We start from the raw sequence: 22,142 nt of genomic DNA, 5'->3' as shown, positions 1-22,142 counted from the left end.
GGGCAGGACGGAGGGGGTAAAACTATCCCCTTCCCCCTGATGGACCCTTGGTCTACCAATTTCGCATGAAGTGGACGATCCCAAACACGCTTACCGTCCTTCGGCTGTTCGCCGCGCCCGGTGTGGCTGTCATGTTCCTGTATTTCCAGCGCCCGTGGGCAGACTGGTTCGCCCTGGCGCTGTTCGTCACCGCTGCGCTGACCGACTGGTTTGATGGCTACCTCGCTCGGCTCTGGAAGCAGGAATCGAAGTTCGGCGCGATGATGGACCCGATCGCCGACAAGGCGATGGTGGTGATCGCGATCATGATCCTCACCGGCTATAACGGGATGAACCCCTGGCTGATCCTGCCCGCCACGCTGATCCTCTTCCGCGAGGTCTTCGTCGGCGGTCTGCGGGAATATCTCGGTCACAAAAGCGGGCTTCTGAAGGTCACCAAACTGGCCAAATGGAAGACCACGGCGCAGATGACTGCGATTGCCGTGCTGTTTCTTGGCACGGGGCTCGACTACCAGAACGTCCTCGCGCTGGAAGGGATGACCCCTGAGCAGCACATGGCTGCCGTCGCCGCAGGCACGGCCGAGGCGATCCGCACCTGCGGCACCCGCGACTGCGCCTCCTATGCGAACCTTGCGGGCATCTGGCTGTTGTGGATTGCAGCCCTGCTGACCGTCGTCACGGGGTGGGAGTATTTCTCGAAGTCGTTACCTTTCTTGCGGGAAGACAAGTGATCGACGTCTTGTACTTCGCCTGGGTCCGGGAACGGATCGGGCTGCCGCGGGAGCGGCTGGAGACCGGGGCCGCCACGGTGGCCGAACTGGTCGAGGAATTGCGTGCCCGGGAAGAACGCTATGCGGCGGCTTTCGCGGACCTTGCCTCGCTGCGGGTCGCGCTGGACCAGGAACTGTCGTCCTTCGATGCCCCCTTGGCCGGGGTCCGGGAGGTCGCCTTCTTCCCGCCCATGACCGGTGGCTGAGATGCGGGTCGCGGTCCAGTCCCAGCCCTTCGATGTCGGAGCCGAGGTTTCCGCTTTCACGTCCGGCGTTCGCGGGGCGGGGGCGGTGGTCAGCTTCACCGGGCTGGTGCGGGACGAGGGTGGCACGCTTTCGGCGATGGAGATCGAGCATTACCCCGGCATGACCGAGAAGGCGATTTCCGCCATCGCAGAGGAAGCCGTCGGGCGCTGGTCGCTGGCCGACGCGCTGGTGATCCATCGGTTCGGCAAGCTGGGGCCGGGCGAGGCGATCATGATGGTGGCGACGGCCGCGCCGCACCGGGGGGATGCGTTCGCGGCGGCCGAGTATCTGATGGACTACCTGAAGTCGCGGGCTCCGTTCTGGAAGAAGGAACTGGGGGCCGGTGGAGAGGCCTGGGTCGCGGCGAAGGATGCCGACGAGGATGCGCTGAAGCGGTGGTAGCGCCCACGCGTGGGCGGCTTTCGAGATCAATGAAATCAGGGGCTTGGCTGCGGGCGTTCAGCCTTTGTTAAGCATTTCTCCCGGGCGGAGAGACGGGACGCCTGGCTCAGCGGGCAGCGCCCCTCTCCCCAAAGCGTGAGTGCCATGTCGGTTGCAGGTCCAGGGGTTCGGACCGCGCCAGATAGACCGCCCGGGCGATGGCGCGGGCCAGGCAGGTGGCGGCGGCATGGCCAAGCTGGAAGCTGTCGGTCAGGGGGTCTTGCAACGGCTTGCCGCCCGTTGCGACGCTGAACACCAGGTCACCGTCCAGCGGCGTGTGCGAGGGGACCAGCGCCCGCGCCATTCCGTCGTGCGCTGCCACGGCCATGCGATGCGCTTGCGCCTTGGTCAGGGTCGCATCCGTGGCGACGATGGCGATAGTCGTGGCCTCGCCCAACCGCTTGCGCGGCAGGGGCGCGTCCTGCGGCAGAAACGGCGCAGGACCAAGACCGCCGAATTCGGTGCCTTCCTCCCAAGGTGCGGCCCAGAAGTGCGGCGTCTCGCCCACGTTCCCCTGACCCAGCGCGTTAACCACGACAAGCGCCCCGACTGTCAGGCCGGAGGGCAGGACACAGGAGGCCGAGCCAAGGCCGCCCTTCAGGGTGCCGGTCATCGCGCCATATCCGGCCCCGGCGGTGCCAAGGGCAAAGTCGTCGGTGGCGGCGTCGAAGGCGTGGCGACCAAGCGCGGGATAGGGGCTGTGAGCCCAGTCCTTGTCGCCGCCGTTCAGGAGGTCGAAGACGATGGCCCCCGGCACGATGGGCACGCGGACCGGCCCGACGGCAAAGCCACGCCCGGCATCGCGCAGGCCCTGCATGATGCCCTGGCCTGCGTCCAGACCGAAGGCAGAGCCACCCGACAGGAAAATCGCGTCCACCTCCTGCACCATGCGGTCCGGGGCCAGAAGGTCAGTCTCACGCGTGCCGGGAGAGCCGCCCATGAGATGCACGGCGGCCACGAAGGGCTGGTCGGCGGTCAGCACGGTGGTGCCGGAGCGGAGGGCGGCGTCGTCCGCGTTGCCGACCCGCAGGCCGGTGACATCGGTGATGAGGTTGCGGGGGCCGGGACGCATCGGATCAGGCTAGCGCAGTCCGGCGCGGGCGCAAGCAATTGCTCCTCGCCCAACTTCGTCTTCTCTTCGCGAGGGGACAGCGACGAGCGACGAAGTCGACGAGGGGCGTTCGAAAAAGTCCGGCCTAGAAGTCGAAGATATCCTTCAGGAAGCTTTCCTTGCGCTTCTTCTTGTAGCCGTACTTGTGGTCGTCATCGTCATAGTCCCGGTGACCGCGGCGGTCGTCGTCGCGGTAACCTTGCGGAGCGCGCGGTTCGGGCTGGTACACTGGCGCAGGCGCGGGCGCGTGCACGGGTGCAGGCGCGTGCTGCTGGATGGCCTGCTGCGGCGTGGGTGCAGGCGCAGCCGCCGGACCACCAAGCGAACGCTCGATGATCTTGTCCAGCTCGCCCCGGTCCAGCCAGACGCCGCGGCATTTCGGGCAATAGTCGATCTCGACGCCGCCGCGATCTGACATCACCAGGGTTTCATTGTCGACCGGACAGCGCATCATCATCTCCATTGCCATGTTCACCGGCTTTAGATGGGGTCGCAAACCGGCCAAGCAAGGGTCGGAAAGACACTTGCGCGATTTGTTGCGAAGGCGCATTTAGGAAGCGAGCCGTGGCGATGGCGTCGCCGCAGGGGTTCTTTGACCCCGACGCTTGTGGGGATGATCCCGCTTCCGTCCTGTACGCCGGGACCTTTCGGGGTCCCTTGGACATATGTCCGGACCCTTGGAAATGAGGTCTGGAAATGTCGTTGAACCGTCCCGAGATGTACCGCTTCCACAATGGCGGGAAGAAAGACACGCTGCCCTTCGCCGATCAGGAATACCATGACCGCTTGGCGGGCCTGCGCGACATCATGGAAATGCACGAGTTGGACGCCGTCGTCCTGACCTCGATGCACAACGTCGCCTACTATTCGGGCTTCCTGTACTGCTCGTTCGGGCGGCCCTACGCCTGTGTCGTCACCAAGACCGAATGCGTGACGATCAGCGCGGGCATCGATGCGGGCCAGCCCTGGCGCCGGTCGATCGGGGACAACATCACCTACACCGACTGGGCGCGTGACAACATGTGGCGGGCGGTGGCCTCGGTCACGGGCGTCGGCAAGGCGGTGGGTTGCGAGGCCGACCATCTGACGATGGAGCGGGCCGAGAAGTTCAACACCTTCCTGAAGCCGAAGCGCGGGATGGATATCGCGCCGGCGACGATGCACCAGCGGATGACGAAATCCGCGGCCGAGATCGCACTGATCAAGCATGGGTCGAACGTGGCCGACGTGGGCGGCTATGCCATCCGCGAGGCGATTGCGGTGGGGGCGACGGAGCTGGAGATTTCGATTGCGGGTCGGGATGCGATGGAGCGGGAGATTGCCAAGCGTTTCCCCGATGCCGAATACCGGGATACCTGGGTCTGGTTCCAGTCCGGGATCAACACCGACGGCGCGCACAACCCGGTCACGAACCGCAAGCTGCAGCATGGCGATATCCTGTCGCTGAACTGCTTCCCGATGATCAGCGGCTACTACACCGCGCTGGAGCGGACGCTGTTCGTGGGCGAGGTGGACGATGCCTCGATGCGGGTCTGGCAGACCAACATCGACAGCCATGAATTCGGGATGAAGCTTCTGAAGCCCGGCGCCTCGTGTGCCGAGATCACCATGAAGATCAACGAGTTCCTGGCCGAGCGGCAGATGCTGCAATACCGGACCTTCGGTTATGGCCACTCGTTCGGCATCCTGTCGCACTACTATGGCCGCGAGGCGGCGCTGGAACTGCGCGAGGACATCGACACGGTGCTGGAGCCGGGGATGGTCATCAGCATGGAGCCGATGCTGACGATTCCGGAAGGGATGCCGGGTGCCGGTGGCTACCGCGAGCACGACATCTTCGTCGTGACCGAGGACGAGCCCGAGGACATCACGCACTACCCCTACGGGCCGGCCTTCAACGTCGTCGGCTAAAAGCGGAAGGTTCGATTAGGACAGGGAACGGAATCGGCGCAACGCCGTTTCCGTTCCAGCCTTGCCAGCGAAGATTCGGAAAAACTTGCGCTTTTTCCTTGACGGATGCGGGTTGACGTGGCGCAAGGTGACCATAGCTGCCCTTAGATGAGTCTGCCAAATTGACCCAGTCTTTCGCACGGATCCTCGCGATCCTCGCCCTGCCCATGCTTGCCGCCTGCGCAGGGACCACCCAGAAGCAACCCGATGTCGTGCCTGGCTACGAGGGCATCCAGGACGGTGAGTTCTTCATCGAACCGGTGCCGGCGCAGTACCTGTACGATGGCAACCGGCGGGTGGAAGTGGCCTATACCGGCCCCGAGGCTCCGGGCACGGTGGTCGTCGATACCTTCGCGCGCAAGCTCTACCTGGTGAACGAAGGCGGGACCGCGACGCGCTATCCCATCGCCGTCGGGCGTGAGGGGATGTCGTTCCGTGGCACGGGTGTCATCGGGAGGAAGGCGGAGTGGCCGTCGTGGACGCCTACGGCGAACATGATCCGCACCCGGCCCGACCTTTACGCGGCCTATGCCGGTGGTCTGCCGGGCGGGCTGACGAACCCCCTGGGTGCCCGGGCGCTGTACCTTTATCGCGGCAACCGGGACACGATGTTCCGCATCCACGGCACGGCGGACGCGGCCTCGATCGGCCATGCGACCAGCGCGGGCTGCATCCGCCTGTTCAACCAGGACGCCATCGACCTGTACAACAAGGTGCCGAATGGCACCCGGGTCAAAGTGCGGGACGAGATGGAAAGTCTGGCGCTGGAAGGCCCGCAGATGATCGACGCCTATGGCCGTCTGGTCCCCGAGACGCCCGAGAACATCGCCCGCAAGGAAAAGGAAGCCGCCGCCCTTGCCAAGAAGGACGCGCGAGACAAGGCCGCCGCGGAAAAGGCTGAAAGGAAGCGCCTTGCTGCCTGCGAACGTCGCGGCATCGCGGCCGAGGAATGCCCGCGCCCGGAGGCACCCGCCGCCGTCGTGACGGTCGGGACCTCGGACAGTTCTACAGCCGGATGACATAATCCTTCAGGGTGGTCTGCACGACCTCCCAGGTGCCCTCGAAACCCGGGCGGATGATCATGCTGTCGCCCGGGTGCAACTGGGTGACAGTGCCGTCTGCGCTCGTCAGCAGCGAATAGCCCGACAGGATGCGGAAGTACTCCCACTCGCTGTACTTCACCCGCCACTTGCCCGGAGTGGACTGCCAGAGTCCGCAGTAAAGCCCGTCGCGCTCCTCAAGGTTCCAGGTGCTGTGGACCGGGTTGCCGGAAATCAGCCGCTCCGGATCAGGGCCGCCGATCTCTGGTGCCGTCCCGTCGCGGCTGACGCGCTGGATGAGGGTCATGGTGCTCTCCCTTTGACGGCCGCATTCAGGACTTAGCCGCCGGTCGGGTCAACCCCGTGACGCTGCGGTCGGCGGTGCTGCGCTGCGGCGCAATTATGTTGCGGAGAGGGTGGGGTTGTGCCCATATGCAAGGCAGATTGCGAAAGCGCCCCACGCTGCGAGGCCCGAAGATGAGCGCCACTTCCCCCGTCCGGCCCGTGCTTCCCCCCGATATCCGCGCCCGCAAGGGCAGTGCGCCGCTGGTGGTGCTGACGGCCTATTCCACCCCCGTGGCCCGGCTGGTCGACGCGCATTGCGACATCGCTCTGGTGGGTGACTCGGTGGGCATGGTGATCCACGGGATGCCCTCCACCCTGGGCGTGACGATGGAGATGATGATCCTCCACGGCCGCGCCGTGGTCCGCGGCTGTCAGAAGTCGATGCCGGTGATCGACATGCCCTTCGGGTCCTACGAGGAAAGCCCGCAGCAGGCTTTCCGCAACGCCAGCCGCCTGATGGCCGAAACCGGCGCCCCGGCGGTCAAATTGGAGGGCGGGCAGCACATGGCCGAAACCATCGCCTTCCTGACCCAGCGCGGCGTCCCGGTGATGGCGCATATCGGCCTGACCCCGCAGTCGGTGAACACGCTGGGCGGCTACAAGGTCGTGGGCCGCGCGGATGAGGCCGACAAGGTGATGGCCGACGCCAAGGCGGTCGAGGCCGCAGGGGCCTTTTCCGTGGTGCTGGAGAAGGTGCCCGAGGGTCTGGCCGGGCGCATCACCAAGGCGCTGGCAATCCCGACCATCGGGATCGGCGCGGGCGTGGATTGCGACGGGCAGGTGCTGGTGGTCGATGACATGCTGGGGCTTTTCACCGACTTCCGCCCCAAATTCGTCAAGCGTTATGCCGAGCTAGGCAAAACCGCCGACGCGGCCATCGCCGCCTATGCCGCCGAGGTCAGGTCGCGCAGCTTCCCGGCAGCCGAACATTCCTTCCCCGACGTCCTGCCCGCGAAAGACAAGACATGACCCCGATCATCCGGACGGTATCCGACCTGCGGGCTTTGGCGCGCGGCTGGAAGGCGCAGGGCGAAACCGTGGGCGTGGTCCCGACGATGGGCGCGCTGCATGACGGGCATCTCTCCTTGGCGCAGCGGGCGCGGGCCGAATGCGACCGGGTCATCACCACGATCTTCGTGAACCCCAAGCAGTTCAACAACCCCGACGACCTGAAGAAATACCCCCGCAGCGAAGAGGCCGACGCCGCCCTCCTGGCCACGGTCCCGGTCGACGCGATCTTCGCCCCCCCGGTCGAAGAGGTCTACCCCGACGGCTTCATCACCAACGTCACGATGCAGGGCGTGGCCCAGCCGCTGGAAGGCTACATGCGCCCCGGCCATTTCGACGGCGTGGCGACGGTGGTGACCAAGCTGTTCGGCATGACGCTCGCCGACAACGGCTACTTCGGACAGAAGGACTGGCAGCAGCTGCAGGTCGTCCTCCGCCTCGTGCGCGACCTGAACCTGCCCGTTCAGGTCGTCGGCTGCGAAACGATCCGTGAGGCTGACGGTCTGGCCATGTCCTCGCGCAACGTCCGCCTGACCCCCGAAGGCCGCGCCAAGGCCCCGGTCCTTTACGCCGCCATCACCCGCGCCGCGCAGGACATCCGCGTCGGTCACGCCGACCGCATGGCGATCCGCGAGGCGGCCGAGACCATGCGGGAGGCAGGGTTCGAGCGGGTGGAATACATCGAGCTGCGCGACGCCGAAACGCTGATGCCCTCGGACGACCCCCGCCGCCCGCGCCGGATGCTCGCCGCCGCCTGGGTCGATGGCGTGCGCCTGATCGACAACATTCCGGTCTAGGCCTTTCATACTGGTACAAATATCCCCGCCGGAGGCATCCTGCCAGTCGGGCCGGGACCGCCATTCCGCACTTGGCGGGGGCCGCAAGTTGCTGCAAGACTTAGGCCGTTGGCAGTCCGAAAAACCGGCGCCGGAATGATGTAATTCTCTGTTACATCACTATGTGATGCAAACGAAGTTCAACGGAGGGTCGGATGGCCGATTTCGAAACGCAGATCAAGGAAAGCCAGGCTCAGGTCGCGCAGGCGCAGGCGAAGATTTCCGCCATCACCAGCCGGATAGAAGCCGCGCGCACCAAGCTTGACCAGGGCGTCCAGCTGGACGTGGAAAACGCCACGCTGGAGGACGTCAGCAAGCACACCGACCTGATGAACGCCAATATCGCCGAGCTGATCATGGGGCTGGACGACGTGACCGCCGGCTTCTCGGCCGAGTTTGCCGAGATGCGGTCAAAGACGGGGATGGAGACCTTCATCGGCATCTTCTCGTCCGCCAAGGCGGAATCGATGCGTCAGGAACGGATGCGTGCGGCCACCATCGACGACAAGCTGCAGGACCTCATCGCGAAATCCGATGTGATCGTGAAGCTGCTGCAGGGCCAGCTTGACCTTCTGAACGTGCAGAAGACGCGGGTGGAGGGGAACCTCGCCTCGACCCTGACCGAACGGGAAGAAACCGTGGGTGCCCTGGAGGCGGTGCGAAAGGAAGTCGCCTCACTGGACCCGAGGATCATCGAGCTGGAGAACCGGATCAGCGTCGAGCAGGACGCCGCCGCGCGGACCAAGCTGGAGACGGAACTTGCCAACCTGAACGCGCAGTACAACGCGCTGGTTCAGGACGAGCAAGTGAAGCTGGCGAAGTCGCAGACGCTGGAGCGCTATATCGAGAAGGGCAAGACCTGGGTCGACTCCCTGCAGAACCAGGCGGCGACGCAGCTGGTGCTGATCAACAAGCTGCAGACGGACACCAAGCAGCGGGTGGTGCTGTACGATGCTTTGACGTCTTCGTTGAAGACGGCCCAGCAGCAGGACGTGGCGCACCGGATCAACGAGATCGGGGTGAAGACCGACCAGGAAGCCCAGACCGCGATGGCGGCGATCGGGGCGGCGACCAACGACAAGATGGCCGACATGCTGGAAGCGCATGAGGGGCACATGGTGTTCGCAAGGGCGATCCTTGAGCAGAAGGCGAAGGCGGATGAGCGGTTCGCGCGCCGGTTTGCCTCGATTGTCGAGAAGCACGACAAGAACGCGTATGGCGAGTGACCTTTAGCGATCAAACTCGGTGGAGCAGGAAGTGGGGAGCAATCTTGTTGCTCCTTGCGGGTCTCATGTTTGGAGCCATCTATCTGTTGACCGAGAACGGCAGGAAAGACTTGGGCATGATTGCAGCAAACATCTGCATCGCGCTTGCCTTCTTTGGGTGTGTTCTGCTGCTGTTTGGTGGGCTCATGCGACCCGTGCAAAAGGCGTTCTATCATCGTCTCCTTGAAGGCAACGACCGATACCGGAGGCAAATGGCCCTAGGTCCGATGTCACTTTTTCTCTGGCTAGACCCCGAAGGTCGCAACCGCGATGGCTGACCCCACCGTCAAAGACGTCCTCACCTCGGACCATCACGAGCTTTACGACACGCTCGTCGCGCGGCGCTACTTTGCCAAGTTCGTCCGGATCACCGGGCATCTGGGCCGGGTAGCGGCGGAGATGGAGGCGGAGGGGCGGCTGAGCCGGACCGAGGCTCGGGTGCTGGGGCGGTATCTGACCGCCGTCGCTGGGACCTTCCGGGCGCTGTCGCACAAGTACCTGATGACCGGGCGGGGAGAGACGGCGCCTCGGCTGACCATCGACCGGCATGAAAGCGGGTTTCCGGTCGCGCAGGAACTGATGACCATGGCGGTCGATGCCCAGCAGGCCGAGAAGCATCTGGCCGGGATGCCCTCGGAAGCCGAGCTGAAGGACCGGATGGTGCGGCAGATCGTCGGCGACCAGACGATCCCAACGGCGCTGCAGTTCGCGCTGTCGCAGCGGTACTACTATGAGGCCTTGGCCGCGGGGGGCATGTTCTGGGCCAGGAACGACCCCGATGCGCAGTGGATCGAGGATCTGGGCGAGCGGCGGCATTTCCTGGTGCATTGGGCGGTCTGGGACACTCAGGTCAACCTGCCGGTGGTGTACCTCATGGACCTGGAGGACAGCGGCAAACGGCCGATCCTGAATGACGCCTACCGCTGGCCGCAAGCGCAGGCCGCGCTGATGGCGCAGTCGGTGGGCGGGTTGAAGCTTTTGACCATCGCGACGGGGTTCGACAAGGACTTCGCCGACCTGCACCCGAAACGGCTGCGGCGGATCATCCTGGGGCCGATGTATTCTGCCAGCTTCACGCTGCAATCGGGGCCGATTTCCAAGGTGCTGGAGGGCGCGAAGGCCCCCGAAGGCGAGGATTGGGCGCTGGTCTGGACGGTCGAGGATCTGATCAGCGACCGCGAGGAAGAGGTGAAGGACGGCTGGTTCTCCACTGTCGGGCGGCAGGTCTACAAGCTGGACGCGGTGGCCGGGGCGGAACTGGGGGCTACGCGGCAGGACCGGATGATCATCCTGCCGGAGAAGCCCTATCAGGTTCTGGTCGAGCAGGACCCCAAGGGGTTGCAGGGGTTGCGGAAGTTTGTCGTCGGGGCCGGGGGGCGGCTTATTCCGACGTTGTGATTTGCGGACCCCCCGGGGGCCAGCCCCCGGACCCCCGGGATATTTGTGGACAGATGAAAGGGTTTTTGCCGATGAGCACGCGCGACACGATGGAGCTGAAGGAAGAGACGATCCGGGCGCAGTACGAGGCGGCGCTGGGGATGGTCCTGGGCTTCGATCATGCGCCGCGGTTGGCGAAGCCTTTGGTCGTGGCGGCGCAAGTGGAGCGGTCTCCCGGCGTGGGAACACGGCCGACGTTCCGGTCGACGGTGCCGGGGATGGCGACGCGGTCGACGGCGCGGCCGGGTGGGGTGCGGCTGTCCGAGCGGGTCGAGGGGCTTGGCGACGGGCTGGTCTCGCCGGTGCAGGCGGCGGTGCTGAATGCTTTGCGGCGGTCGCTGGCGATTGCGCTGGCGATGGGGGAGACGTTCGCCGCCCAGTCGGGGCTCGCGGAGTTGAAGCGGGCGAACCTGGAGGGGCGGGTGCCGGAACCGCGGCGCGGGGAGTTCGGGGAGCTTCTGGCGGGTGAAGCTCTGGTGGTGCTGTTCACCTTCGGCAATGCGCTGGCCTATCTGATCGCGCCGCATGTCGGGACCGCGACCGTCGAGCTGGGCGAGGTGGAGGAGGTTCTGACCGACAATGCCCCGCTGGCGTTGCAGGGCGTCTTGTGGGAGCTGGATCAGGACATCGGGGCGCTGGCGACGGATGATGTGAAGCTGGTGGCGGTGGTGTCGGCCTTTGCCGAGGCGCTGATGAAGAAGGTGCAGATCCGGGCGGAGAATGGCGCGCGGGTGTCCGTGTTCACGGGGGCCTCGTGGAAGGTGGAGGCGGATGGGCTGACCATTGCGGGCTTCAAGCCGGCCAAGGCGGCGAAGGGCGGCATGATCGCCATGGCCTTCAAGAAGCCGCATGAGGTGGTGGGCAACCACATCGCCAAGTACCAGTCGCTGCGACTGTCGAAGATGCTGATGGCCTATGATTTCGAACGGCGGCTGAACCCGTTTGCGGAACTGGGCGGGTTCATCTTCACCTTCATGGGGGATGGCAAGCCTGGGACGGGGAAGACCACGCTGATCCAGATGATGGCGGGATTGCTCAATGATTACTGCAAGGTGGCGGGGTATCCGTTCCGCTACCAGAACTTCAGCATCGACCAGATCGACAGCTATCAGGGCAAGTCCGGCCAGAACGCGAAGGCCTTCATCGACGCGGTGCTGGACCCCTCGGTGATCGGCTTTGGCACCATCGACGACATCGACCAGGTGGCGGGCAAGCGGGGGGACCGGCAGTCCAGCGCGGGCCAGCAAGAGGTAACGGCGGTCTTCATGCAGGCCTTCGCCGGCGCGGGGACGGTGGTGCGGGGGAACTGCACCTTCGGGATGTTCAGTAACTACCCCGAGAACGTAGACGACGCCTTGCGCCAGCGGGCCGGGGCGCGGTTTCTGGTCGACGGGCCGCAGTCGAAGGAGGATTACATCGACATCCTCTCGCTGCTTCTGGGCAAGAACCACGCGATCCCGGTCGGGGACCATGAGCTGTTCGCTGCGCAGGAGATCAAGAAGGCCGTCGCCGCCAGCTTCGAAGGCCACTCCCGGCCCCATGAGGCGGGGCTGCTGACGGTGTGGGAGAAGGTCGCCAAGGACATCGGCCCCTTGGATACCATCGCCAAGATCGGCGCCTACCTGAAGGCGATCCAGACGGCGGATGAGCGGTTCACCGGGCGGGCGATCAAGAACATCACCGATGCGGTCAAGGTCCGCGCGATGGACTTTGAACTGCCGGATGAGTGGATGGAACAGCCGGACCTGTTCCTCTTCAAGCCCTATGACGAAAAGCTGGCGATGATCCGGGGGCTGATGACGCCGATCTCGGTCGAGATGGTGATCCAGGAGATCAACCGCTACGCCGACAGCGAGTTCCGCTATGCCGACAAGTCGGACGAGGTGGCCATTCAGGGGATGGTGCGTGACTTTGGCCGGACGGAAGAGGCGAAGCGGCGGTATCTGGAGGGGAAGGGTTGAGTGAGGCGCTTCGCCTGACCCTGTGGAACTCCATCCTGCCACTGGCGGGGCTGAGCGCGCTGGTGGCGCTGCTGCCGGGGTGGTTCGCGGGGCGCGGGAGCCTGTCGCAGCGGGTGCTGGCCTGGGCGGTGGTGAAGACGGCTGTGGTGGCTCTGGTCGTGGGGGCCGTGCTGGCGGTGGGGCTGTATGCGGCGATCAATGACGGGGTGATGGCGGGGATTCTGGCGGCTCCGGTCGAGCGGGCGGGGTTCTTCCTGGGCCGCTCGGCCTTGTTCGCGCTGTTGTGGGGGCCGGTGCTGGGGTTCGTCTGGCTGGTGAAGGCGCAGGAGATGAACCGGCGGATCGGGATGCGGATGGTGGATGAGGGGGGGAAGGGGTGAGCCGAAAACCAAAACCTGGCCTCCGCCTGCTCGCCCGCTGGCGAGCGACGAACGGATACCTGCGATTTGGAACCTTTGCGACGATTGGAATCTTCGGCCTAGTCATCCTGTTGTCGTTCGGAGAAGTTGCCGAAAGCAAGTTGCCAAGGTGGCGAGCCTTCTGGAATGCGTCGCCAAACGAAATTGGGGACACGATTGCGGGAATTGCGGGAACGTTAGCCTTCCTGTGGATCATTGTGACGGTCTTGATGCAAGGCAATGAGCTGCGCCTGCAGCGTCGTGAGCTTGCTATGACTAGGCGAGAATTGAGTGCACAACGCAAGGCCTCAGAACAGATGGCCCAGGCGCAGGCTGCGCAAGTGAACGCTCTCCAGCTACAAGGAGAGATCTTCTTGGATGAACAGCGGACTCGCAGACATGTTGAGGCTTCAAATACACTTCATAGATACTTTGATCTTCTGATTGCACGCTTTCAAGAGCACAAGAAGACAATTGGAATAGCTGGGCCACGTGGGCGGAACTTTGAGAATCTTTCAGCCCACAAGATACGCTCAGATGACAGCATTGACGGATCGTATCTCATCTACTGTCCCTTTATGAGTCGTTCCGAGGCCGAAATTGGAAAATTGCCCATAATAATCGGCAAGAATGCGTCGATGGCTCTTGGCTTCTTTTCTACTGTGGGCAAAGAGAATCTTTCATCAATTAAGTGTGTGGGATCGAGCGAACTCGAAGAAATTAGGGACGTGCTTGCAGAGATTGTTGCAATATCAGATGACTTATCGAAGGCGGACGAGATCAAGCTTGAAGAACTCCGCGTTCGAGAATGTCTTCAGTCTGTGACGATGTTGCTGACTGTCTTCAAGAAAAGAAGTGGGCGAAGATCAAAATGAAACGCCTCATCCAACGCGGCCTGATGTTCGGGAACCTGATCGAGGTCTCCTCGCCCGCCCTTGTCGAACGCTACAACCGGGCGCTCAAGCATCTGACGGGCAAGACCACGAAGCTCGACGATTTCCACATCGACCTGTCGGGCTATTCGCCGGAGATCGGGGATGAGCTGAAGGATGACCTCTACCTCAACCCCAACGGGGCGAACCGGCAGTTCATCTTGCTGACCACGGCGCAGAAGGATGCGCCTTTGCTGAACATCAAGTTCTCCACCAGCCGGGGGATCCTGACGCAGTTCATCGAGAAGAACGAGGCGCAGCTCTTTGCGCTGACGGCACGGGATGCGGTGGCGGGGGAGCTGCAGAACTCGGTCTACGCGTTCGACACGCCCGCCAAGCTGTTCGACATCCGGCAGGTGACGGTCGAGGCGGATACGATTGGCGGGCATGTGGCGGATGCGGGGAAGCTCGCGAAGCTGATCGAGCGCTTCCGGCAGGAACCCGACGGCTGGCGCGATGATGTGCTGGTGGCAGAGATGATCGGGCTGGCGAAGAAGACCGGCGACGTGACGCGGGTGCCGATCAGCCTGCCGGCGATGACCTTCGCGCAGCAGAACTACTGGACCAGCCATTTCGGCGGGGTCTACATCTTCCGCGACGTGCGGTTTCCGGCGGCGATCTCGACGCTGGACTGGAAGTCGCTGGGCGAGGTGCCGGTAGCGCAGGTGATGGACCTGACGCATCGCAACCAGATCGCGGATTGGCTGGACCGCAACAACCTGACCGAACCGATCGTCCAGGCGCGGGGTACCGATGCGGCGGCGATCCTGCGGCAGAAGATGGACTTCATCCTTGTCGATGCCGCCGACCGGCTGGGGATCGAGATCGGCGATGCGCGGCGGACGGAACTTCGGAAGGTGGCCTACAAGCTGGGCTCCTCATTGCCGGAGGAGTTCCTTGGGCTGGCGGCCCTGCTGCGCTGGGTCGAGGCCGGGGGACCCTGGCCAAAGATCACGTCAGAGCATCCGGCGTATTTCTATACACTGCGCGGCAAGGCAGGCGCGGACCGCGACTTGGTGAACATGCTGCTGTCCGAACTTTCGCCGATGGACGTCCGGCAGATGTTCATCGTCCACAAGGAGCTGTTCTACGCGCAGTATGCGGCGTGGAGCGACCGGAAGAAGACCTACGTGGCGGACTTCCTGGCGCGGGAGTATCAGGTGGACCGTGAGGGCGCGCGGACGGCGCTGTTCGGGCCAGAGCCAAGCATGGACGAGTTGCACCGCCCGCAGATGGCCGAGGGCCCCCGCCCCTCGCGCCCGGTCGTGGGTCCTTGGGGTGGGAGACGGTAGATGGGTTGGCTGCGCCTAGCATTCTTCATGTATATCGGGCTGACGATCATCTACTTCGTCGCCGGCATCTACTCGCGTTCTGTCCGGCGCGAAAAGCTGGAGAAGGAATGGGACACCGACCCCGCACGTGAGGGGCAAACGGCGGAAGAACGCCGGGCCTTCATCGAAGCGGGGATGGTTCATTACGACAAGGGGCTGAAAAAGCGCCTGTTGTGGCTTATCTATATCCTGCCGACCATCGGGTTTGCGCTGACGATCTACTACATCAACTGGTACTGAAGGAGCTGACCCATGTGGACCAAGATCAAATGGGGCCTGGCGGTTCTGGCGGTGGTGATCGTCGGGTTGTTCCTGCACTACACCCTGCCGCAGCGTGATGTGGTGCAGATCATCAACACCTACAACAAGAACACGCCCATCGGCGGGAACTGGATGTTCTATTCGATCGAGGACACCGGGACCGGGGTCGAGACGACGGCCACGATCCGCGACATCCGCTTCATCGACGCGGTCTTCCCCGATGGCCAGCACGTGATGGTCTACCGCAACGAGGATACCGGCTGGTTCTGGCCGCCCTACTTCAAGTGGGACAGCAGCACCCTGCAGGCCGAGGCGCAGAACCTGAAGTCCGAGAAGGCCAACCCGCAATGGGTGGCGATCACGCACTATGGTTGGCGGCTGCCGATCTTCTCGATCTTCCCCAACGCCGTGAACATCACCCCGGTCGAAGGGCCGGACGTGACGCTGATCCCTTGGGTCAACATCATCCTGCTGGTCGTCCTGCTGTTCGTCGCCGTCATGATCCGCAAGATGTGGCTGCAATTCCGCGAGCGGATGGTCGACCCGGCCTTGGCCGATGTGGGCGACACGTTCGACGCCGCAGGCCAACGGGTCGAGAACGCCCGCAAGGAAGCGCGCGGTTTCTTCGGACGGATCGGGGCCTGGTTCGGAACGTGGCGGTCGAAGAGATGACATACCGCTCGTCGTCGCACTTCGTGCGCTCCTCGCTAGGGTAGCGAAGAGCGCCGAAGGCACGCGGTAAGCGGTCTCAAGTCCGCAGGCCGCCGCCTGTCGCCTTCGTGACCTTCTCGATGATCTTTGCCGACACGGCTTCGATTTCGGCTTCGGTCAGCGTCTTGTCCTGCGGTTGCAGGCGAACGGTGAGCGCGATGGACTTCTTGGCCGTGCCCATTTGTGCCTCGGCCTTGTCGCCGGTGAACTGGTCGAAGACGCGGACGCTTTCGATCAGCGCCTTGTCGGCACCAATGGCGGCGTTGACGGCGGTCAGGGCTTCGACCTTGGCGTCCACCACGAAGGCAAAGTCGCGGTCCACCGCTTGCAGGTCGCTGATGGCCAGCGCCGGGCGGGTGGGGGTCTTCACTTTCGGCGCCGGGACGTTGGCGATCAGGATGGTGAAGGCCACGGCGGGGCCCTTGACGTCCATCGCCTGCAGGATGCGCGGGTGAACCTCGCCGAAGGTCGCAAGGGTGTTCGGCCCAAGTCCGATCACGCCCGAGCGGCCGGGGTGCCACCAGTCCGCAACCTTGCGGGTGATCTGGTTTCTGGCCGGTGCGCCCAACGCCGCGAGCACCGCCTCGGCATCCGCCTTGGCGTCGAAGACGTCGACCATCCGGCGGCTGCCATGCGGGTCGCGCTGGGCGGCGGCCCCCACCAGAAGGCCCGCGGCTTGCAGGTGCTGGTCGCCGGGTTCGCCCCCCTGGAAGGCGGGGCCGATTTCGAAGAGCGACAGGTCCATGAAGCCGCGCGCCTGATTTCGTGCCGCAGCCGCCAGCAGGCCGGGCAGGAGGTCGGGACGCAGGTGCGTCATCTCGGACGAGATCGGGTTTTCGACGCGGACCGCATCGGAGCCGCCGCCGAACAGGGCTGCGGATTTGGCGTCGATGAAGCTGTAGGTGACGGCTTCGTTGTAGCCCAAGGCCGCGATGGTGCGGCGGGCGGTGCGTTCGCGAACCTGCAGCGCCGTCAGGATCGGGCGCGGCACTCCGGGAAGCTGCCGGGCCATCGGCGCGCCTTGCAGCTTGGTCAGGCTGGCGATGCGGGCGACTTCCTCGATCAGGTCGGCGTCGCCCAGGATGTCGGGACGCCAGGTGGGCGGGGTCACATCGTTGCCGTTCAGGGTGAAGCCGAGCGCCTCCAGCGTGGCGCGCTGGCTGGCCTCGGGGATATCCATGCCGACCAGGCTGATCACCCGGGCGGGGTTCAACTGGTAGGTCCGGGTCGGGTCGATGGGCGCGCCGTCCTGAACGACGGTCCCCGCCTCGCCGCCGCAAAGATCGAGGATCATCTGCGTTGCGAGTTCCAGGCCGGGCAGGGTGAAGGCAGGGTCCACGCCACGCTCGAACCGGTAGCGGGCGTCGGAGTTGATCTTCAGCGCGCGCCCAGTAGCGGCGATGGTGATCGGGTCCCAGTAGGCGCTTTCCAGGAAGACGTCGGTCGTCTCGGGCGTGCAGCCCGACGCCTCGCCGCCCATGATCCCGGCGAGGGATTCCGGGCCGTGGTCGTCACTGATGACCATCTGGCCGGGGGTCAGGGTATAGGTCTTGCCGTCCAGCGCCAGCAGGGTCTCTCCGTCCTTCGCGGGGCGGATCTGCAGGTCGCCCTTCACCTTTGCGGCGTCGAAGACGTGCAGCGGACGGTTCAACCCAAAGGTGAAGTAGTTGGTGATGTCCACCAAGGCCGAGATCGGCCGCAGCCCGATGGCCTTCAGCCGCGCCTGCATCCAGTCGGGCGAGGCGCCGTTCTTCACGCCGCGGATCAGGCGACCGGCGAAATGGGGGCAGCCTTTGGCTTTCAGTTCGGGGGCGATGTGGATGCCGATGGGGGTGGGGAAGCTGCCGGTGATCGGCGTGGCGGAGATGGGTTTCAAGGTGCCCATGCCACGAGCCGCCAAGTCGCGGGCGATGCCGTGGATGCCCAGCGCGTCGGGACGGTTGGGGGTGACCTTGATCTCGACCACCGGGTCGTTCAGGCCCTTCCAGTCGATGTAGCGGACACCCAAGGGCGCGTCAGCCGGCAATTCGATGATGCCGTCGTGATTGTCCGACAGCATCAGCTCGCGTTCGGAGCAGAGCATCCCGTTGGAATCCACACCGCGGATGTTGCCGGGTTTCAGATCGACGCCGGTGCCGGGCACATGGGTGCCGGGCGGGGCGAAGACGCCGACGAGGCCGGTCTTGGCATTGGGCGCGCCGCAGACGACCTGGATTTCCTCGGACCGGCCTTGCGGCCCCTCGGGCCAGGTCTCCACCCGGCAGACGCGGAGGCGGTCGGCGTTGGGGTGCTGCACGGCTTCGATCACACGGCAAATGCGGAAGGCGCCCAGCTGTGCGGTGGGGTCCTCGATGCCTTCGACTTCAAGGCCAAGGTCGGTCAGCGCCTCGGCCAGCGCGTCAACCGTGGCCTCGGTGTCGAGGTGATCTTTCAGCCAGGACAGGGTGAACTTCATCGGCAGGCCTCCAAACGTCGCGCCCGGATTAGCGGAAAGCGGAGGCGAGGGGAAGCGTCAGGAGTTGGCCCAGAGATAGACGTTGAAAAGGCCGATCAGGATCGGCTGGTGGACAAGGTAGATGATCAGCGAATGGCGGCCGGGAAAGGTCAGGCGGTGCAGAAGGGGCGAGGGCCGGGTGCCACGCCACTGGTCAAGGCGGAGCGCCTTTGCGGCGGCGATCCCGGCCAGGGCGGGCGCAGCCCAGGGGACGAGCGGGACGTAATCGCCCATCATCGGGCGGCTTTCGGCAAGGCCGGTCCAGACCAGCCAGATCGGGTCGAAGACCGCAAACCGGGGCCCCCAGGCGGCGGCGAAGATCACGGCGGCGAGGGCAAGCGTGACCTGCCAGGGCAGCCGCAGGGCGACCAGGCCCAGAAGGCTCGCGGCGGCTATGGCGTGGAGGATGCCGAACCAGATCGGCCCACCCGGCACCAGCCAGATGCTGGCGAGGGTGACCAGAGCAGCGGCTGCGGCAACCTTGGCGAAGCGGGTCCAGAAGGCGGGCCAGCGAATTCCCTGGCCGTGGGCCATCCACAGGCTGACTCCCGACAGGAACAGGAAACTGCCGGCGATCATCCGGGCAAAGTAGTACCAGAACGGCTGGGACATCGTGCCCGGATCGATGAAACCGAAGAGAGCAAGGTCGAAGGTGAAGTGGAAGATCACCATGCAGACCAGCGCCAGAGTGCGGGCGATGTCGAGCGCGGGGAGGCGGTTTTTGGTCATGAAAGCAGAGTGGCGCGGTTTGGTGGGGGCCGCAAGCGGGGCGCAGTCTCAAGCGGCGTACCGGGTTCGGGCGGTTTTCAAAAGGAGCGCTGACGCGCAAGTCTTTTGTCTCGGACCTGCGCGTGGAGAACGCACAGGTCCTCGGGAGATGCCTCCGGCGGGGATATTTGGTGCCAGGTGAAAGGGTTTAGATCTGACTGCTGACCAATGCGCGGGTTCGGCGTGACCGAGCGTGAGTTTCCGGGCCGCTGCGCCTAGAACATCTGCAACAGGCGCTTGAGGTAATCCAGTTCCTCCAGCGGGCGGGCCATCTCGCCCGAGCGGCGGCGGATCTCGTCCAAGAGTTCCTGCGCCCGCACATCGGGGTCGTTCTGCACCATGTTCTCGTCCGAGCCGATGCGGGCGGTTTCGCCCGGGCGCCGGCCCAGCGGATCGGTGCCCTGCGGATCGGCCGAGCCCATGTCACGTTCGCCGCCCTGACCGTCGCTGTTCTGGCGCTGTTCATCGGCCAAGGCTTCGCCAAAGTCGCGCATCCCGTCGCGCAGCGCTTCCATCGCCTCGGCCTGGCGGTCGAGAGCGCCGTCAAGGTCGCCGCCGCGCAGCGCATCTTCGGCTTCTTCCATCGCGCGGCCGGCGCGGTCGAGGTTCTGGCGGCCTTCTTCTCCCGCTTCGGTGCCATCGCCAGGCAACTGGCCCTGTTGCAGCTCGTTCAACCGTTCGCGCAGGTCACGCTGGCGGTCGGTCAGCGAGCCGCCCTGACCCTCTCCCTGATTGTCGGCCTGGTCGCTGCCCTGGCCGTCCTGTTCCCCGGGTTGCTGGCCCTCGCCCTGCTCTTGGCCTTGCTCCTGGCCCGGCTGCTGGCCTTCCTGCTCACCGTCACGCGGGACGCCCTGCAGGTCGCGGAAAGCATCGTCTGACAGTTCCTGCTGATCGCGCAGCGTCTCGCCCATCTCGCCCATCGGGCCATCCTGACCCTGGCCCTGGCCTTGTCCCTGGCCCTGGACGACCTGCATGTTCTCCATCATCTGACGGAGCTGCTCCATCAGCTCGGCGGCCTCGGCGGTCTTGCCTTCCTCCATCAGCTGCTGAAGCTTGTCCAACATCTCTTGCAGCTGGTCGCCGGACATCATCTGGCCCTGCATCATCTCTTGCTGCTGCTGGTCGCCCGGATTGCGCTGCGCCTCTTCGGCCAGCTCGCGCATGTATTCGTCCAGCGCCTGCTGCATTTCCTTCATCAGCTGGTCGATTTCCTCGGGCGAGGCGCCGTTCTCGATCGCCTCCTGCAGCCGGTCCTGCGCCCGCTGCAACCGGTCCAGAGCGGATTGCAGGTTCCCCTCTTCGACCATCAGCGCGATGGTCCACAGCTTTTCGGCGATGGTATCGCGGTCCTCGACCGACAGGCTGGCTTCCTTCGCCTCAAGATCGCGCATCAGCACGCGCAGGTGCAGGAAGGCGCGGTCGTGGCGGACAAAGCCTTCAGGCCGGTTGGTCACCGCCTTCAGGATCTCGCCGGCGCGGGGCGCGTTGATCCGGTTCCACAGGATGTCGCGGCGCATCTCGATCAGCGCGGCGGCCAGCGGGTCGAAGAAGCGCTTGCCGTGAAGGGTGACCTCGTAGGGGACCGAAGTCCCTTCGTTGCCTGCCGCATCGACAACGGCAAAGACCATCGTCACCGGCATGTTGGCGAAGACATGTTTCGACAGGTCGTCGACCAAGGTCGAGGCCATGTCGGTCCGCTTGCCCTTGCGCGGCATCGGCAGGTCCAGGGTGACCGGCTCGACCGTTTCGGGCTCGACCAGCAGGCCGTGGCGGCGGTCAACTTTGGCCAGGTCGAGGCTGATCGTCACCCGGCCCGCAACGACGCCGTAGTCGTCAGTGGCCTTGAAGTCCTGTTTGAAGCGGCCGTCCGCCTCGCGCACCATCTCGCCGGTGATCTCGACGGTCGGGGCGGTGTCGGGCGTGGCGGTGATCTGCCATTCGCGCCCGCCGTTGCCTTCGATGGCCAGATCGCCCGACCGGGTGATCGTCAGGTCATGCACGCCCGAGTTGGGGTTCGGGACCGCAGCGGCGGGGGTGGCTTCGGTGCCGGGTTCCGGCGCGGGGGGTTGTGGAACGTCGGCCACAGTCTGCGTGACGGTCAGCCCGCCTTCTGGGCCATAAAGCCGGATCTGCAGCCGGGTGCCGGTGGGGACTTCCAGCGCGGGGTCGGTGATGTCGTTGAGGTACAGGGACGGCTTGCCGGTATAGGCCGGGGGCTGGGCCCAGGCCTCCCAGCTTGGGCCACCGGGCATGGCGACGGCAGCGCCGGGGGTCAGGCCGGCGACGGTTCCCGCCTTCCAGAACGACCCGAAAAGCGCGGCCATGACGAAGGCGGTCAGCGCCACGTAGCGCAAGGAAAAGCGGTCGCGGGACGACAGGCGCAGGTCGGGCTGGACGGGCCGCGCCCCTGCCGCACGGGCGGCCATCCGCTCCTGGTGGACCCGCCAGACTGCCAGCGAGGCCGGGTCGGCGGTCCCGATGGCCTGGGTATCGCGCAAGGCCGCGATGGGGCGACCGGGCATGGTGCTGTCCAGCCGGTCCAGCGCGTCCATCGGGGTTGGCTTGCGAAACCGCTTCAAGCCCATGGCGAAGAGGACAAGGGCGACCAGTCCGACGACAAGCCCGCCGATCTGCGCCCAAAAGAGCGGCCCCAGGTCCTGCAATCCGAATGCCAATGCGGCAAGGGTGATCAGGGCCAGCGACCACAGCGGCCAGAACGCCCGCGCCAGACGTTCCGCCCACAGCCCCGCCAGCGTCAGCCGCATCGGCCAGACGAGCGATTTCAGCGGGGGTTGGGGCGTCTGTCCGGTCATCTCACCTGCCAAGGACCGGCCAAC

General features: G+C 65.0%; 21 protein-coding genes and 1 pseudogene. 16 read left to right on the top strand and 6 right to left on the bottom strand.

Features of this window, described 5'->3' with window-relative positions:
* Positions 1-65: 65 nt before the first annotated feature.
* The 3 genes from pgsA to Q0C42_RS04770 are packed head-to-tail and all read left to right on the top strand — an operon-like array spanning position 66 to position 1,418.
* Positions 66-731, top strand: a complete 666-nt coding sequence (gene pgsA, locus Q0C42_RS04780) for a CDP-diacylglycerol--glycerol-3-phosphate 3-phosphatidyltransferase (RefSeq protein WP_295072685.1) — start codon at positions 66-68, stop codon at positions 729-731.
* Positions 728-976 (top strand): molybdopterin converting factor subunit 1, encoded by a 249-nt coding sequence (gene moaD, locus Q0C42_RS04775; RefSeq protein ID WP_295072682.1) that lies wholly within the window; start codon positions 728-730, stop codon positions 974-976. The genes pgsA and moaD overlap by 4 nt, the downstream gene beginning before the upstream one ends.
* A 1-nt stretch (position 977) precedes the next feature.
* Complete coding sequence (locus Q0C42_RS04770; RefSeq protein WP_295072849.1) at positions 978-1,418, top strand: molybdenum cofactor biosynthesis protein MoaE; 441 nt, start codon at positions 978-980, stop codon at positions 1,416-1,418.
* Between the two features lie 106 nt (positions 1,419-1,524).
* Here the strand turns inward: Q0C42_RS04770 and Q0C42_RS04765 are convergent, their stop codons facing one another.
* Positions 1,525-2,529 (bottom strand): P1 family peptidase, encoded by a 1,005-nt coding sequence (locus Q0C42_RS04765; protein WP_295072679.1) that lies wholly within the window; start codon positions 2,527-2,529, stop codon positions 1,525-1,527.
* A 124-nt stretch (positions 2,530-2,653) separates the two neighbouring features.
* On the bottom strand, positions 2,654-3,037 hold the full coding sequence (locus tag Q0C42_RS04760) for a zf-TFIIB domain-containing protein (RefSeq protein ID WP_295072676.1): 384 nt from the start codon (positions 3,035-3,037) through the stop codon (positions 2,654-2,656).
* 233 nt (positions 3,038-3,270) lie between these two features.
* Here Q0C42_RS04760 and Q0C42_RS04755 point away from each other — a divergent pair, with 233 nt between their 5' ends.
* Positions 3,271-4,479: a M24 family metallopeptidase gene (locus Q0C42_RS04755; protein ID WP_295072846.1), complete on the top strand. Its 1,209-nt coding sequence runs from the start codon at positions 3,271-3,273 to the stop codon at positions 4,477-4,479.
* Positions 4,480-4,685: 206 nt separating this feature from the next.
* A pseudogene (locus tag Q0C42_RS04750) lies at positions 4,686-5,327 on the top strand (L,D-transpeptidase); the annotation flags it as partial.
* Between the two features lie 196 nt (positions 5,328-5,523).
* On the opposite strand, the gene Q0C42_RS04745 reads toward Q0C42_RS04750, so the two are convergent.
* On the bottom strand, positions 5,524-5,865 hold the full coding sequence (locus Q0C42_RS04745; protein ID WP_295072674.1) for a cupin domain-containing protein: 342 nt from the start codon (positions 5,863-5,865) through the stop codon (positions 5,524-5,526).
* 170 nt (positions 5,866-6,035) lie between these two features.
* Here Q0C42_RS04745 and panB point away from each other — a divergent pair, with 170 nt between their 5' ends.
* From panB to Q0C42_RS04690, 11 genes are all read left to right on the top strand, one after another.
* The gene (gene panB / locus Q0C42_RS04740; RefSeq protein WP_295072672.1) at positions 6,036-6,872 is read left to right on the top strand and encodes a 3-methyl-2-oxobutanoate hydroxymethyltransferase; all 837 of its coding nucleotides are present in this window, start codon (positions 6,036-6,038) and stop codon (positions 6,870-6,872) included.
* Positions 6,869-7,708, top strand: a complete 840-nt coding sequence (gene panC / locus Q0C42_RS04735; protein WP_295072669.1) for a pantoate--beta-alanine ligase — start codon at positions 6,869-6,871, stop codon at positions 7,706-7,708. Before panB ends, panC begins: the two co-directional genes overlap by 4 nt.
* A 194-nt stretch (positions 7,709-7,902) precedes the next feature.
* The gene (locus Q0C42_RS04730) at positions 7,903-8,973 is read left to right on the top strand and encodes a hypothetical protein (protein ID WP_295072666.1); all 1,071 of its coding nucleotides are present in this window, start codon (positions 7,903-7,905) and stop codon (positions 8,971-8,973) included.
* 65 nt (positions 8,974-9,038) lie between these two features.
* A complete protein-coding gene (locus tag Q0C42_RS04725) occupies positions 9,039-9,290 on the top strand; it encodes a hypothetical protein (protein WP_295072663.1) in 252 nt (83 codons plus the stop codon).
* Positions 9,283-10,410, top strand: a complete 1,128-nt coding sequence (locus Q0C42_RS04720) for a hypothetical protein (RefSeq protein ID WP_295072660.1) — start codon at positions 9,283-9,285, stop codon at positions 10,408-10,410. The genes Q0C42_RS04725 and Q0C42_RS04720 overlap by 8 nt, the downstream gene beginning before the upstream one ends.
* Before the next feature lie 71 nt (positions 10,411-10,481).
* Entirely contained in the window at positions 10,482-12,410 is a 1,929-nt protein-coding gene (locus Q0C42_RS04715; protein WP_295072658.1) for an ATP-binding protein, read from the top strand.
* The gene (locus tag Q0C42_RS04710; protein ID WP_295072655.1) at positions 12,407-12,790 is read left to right on the top strand and encodes a hypothetical protein; all 384 of its coding nucleotides are present in this window, start codon (positions 12,407-12,409) and stop codon (positions 12,788-12,790) included. Before Q0C42_RS04715 ends, Q0C42_RS04710 begins: the two co-directional genes overlap by 4 nt.
* On the top strand, positions 12,787-13,683 hold the full coding sequence (locus Q0C42_RS04705; protein ID WP_295072653.1) for a hypothetical protein: 897 nt from the start codon (positions 12,787-12,789) through the stop codon (positions 13,681-13,683). The genes Q0C42_RS04710 and Q0C42_RS04705 overlap by 4 nt, the downstream gene beginning before the upstream one ends.
* Positions 13,680-15,032, top strand: coding sequence for a DUF6638 family protein (locus Q0C42_RS04700; RefSeq protein ID WP_295072650.1), 1,353 nt, complete (start codon positions 13,680-13,682; stop codon positions 15,030-15,032). Before Q0C42_RS04705 ends, Q0C42_RS04700 begins: the two co-directional genes overlap by 4 nt.
* Positions 15,033-15,311, top strand: a complete 279-nt coding sequence (locus Q0C42_RS04695) for a hypothetical protein (protein ID WP_295072647.1) — start codon at positions 15,033-15,035, stop codon at positions 15,309-15,311. It abuts the gene before it with no gap.
* A 12-nt stretch (positions 15,312-15,323) separates the two neighbouring features.
* On the top strand, positions 15,324-16,004 hold the full coding sequence (locus Q0C42_RS04690) for a DUF1523 family protein (RefSeq protein ID WP_295072645.1): 681 nt from the start codon (positions 15,324-15,326) through the stop codon (positions 16,002-16,004).
* Positions 16,005-16,080: 76 nt separating this feature from the next.
* Here the strand turns inward: Q0C42_RS04690 and pheT are convergent, their stop codons facing one another.
* The 3 genes from pheT to Q0C42_RS04675 all read right to left on the bottom strand — a co-directional run bounded on the left by pheT (position 16,081) and on the right by Q0C42_RS04675 (position 22,118).
* Positions 16,081-18,498: a phenylalanine--tRNA ligase subunit beta gene (gene pheT / locus Q0C42_RS04685; RefSeq protein ID WP_295072642.1), complete on the bottom strand. Its 2,418-nt coding sequence runs from the start codon at positions 18,496-18,498 to the stop codon at positions 16,081-16,083.
* A 57-nt stretch (positions 18,499-18,555) separates the two neighbouring features.
* Complete coding sequence (locus Q0C42_RS04680) at positions 18,556-19,266, bottom strand: DUF1624 domain-containing protein (protein WP_295072639.1); 711 nt, start codon at positions 19,264-19,266, stop codon at positions 18,556-18,558.
* Positions 19,267-19,520: 254 nt separating this feature from the next.
* Positions 19,521-22,118 (bottom strand): TIGR02302 family protein, encoded by a 2,598-nt coding sequence (locus tag Q0C42_RS04675; protein ID WP_295072636.1) that lies wholly within the window; start codon positions 22,116-22,118, stop codon positions 19,521-19,523.
* Positions 22,119-22,142: the final 24 nt, after the last annotated feature.

This window comes from Tabrizicola sp., from assembly GCF_022842145.1.
GTDB lineage: Bacteria > Pseudomonadota > Alphaproteobacteria > Rhodobacterales > Rhodobacteraceae > Tabrizicola.
Note: the sequence above shows the minus strand (reverse complement) of the source record. Positions and strands in the feature narration are given on the sequence as shown.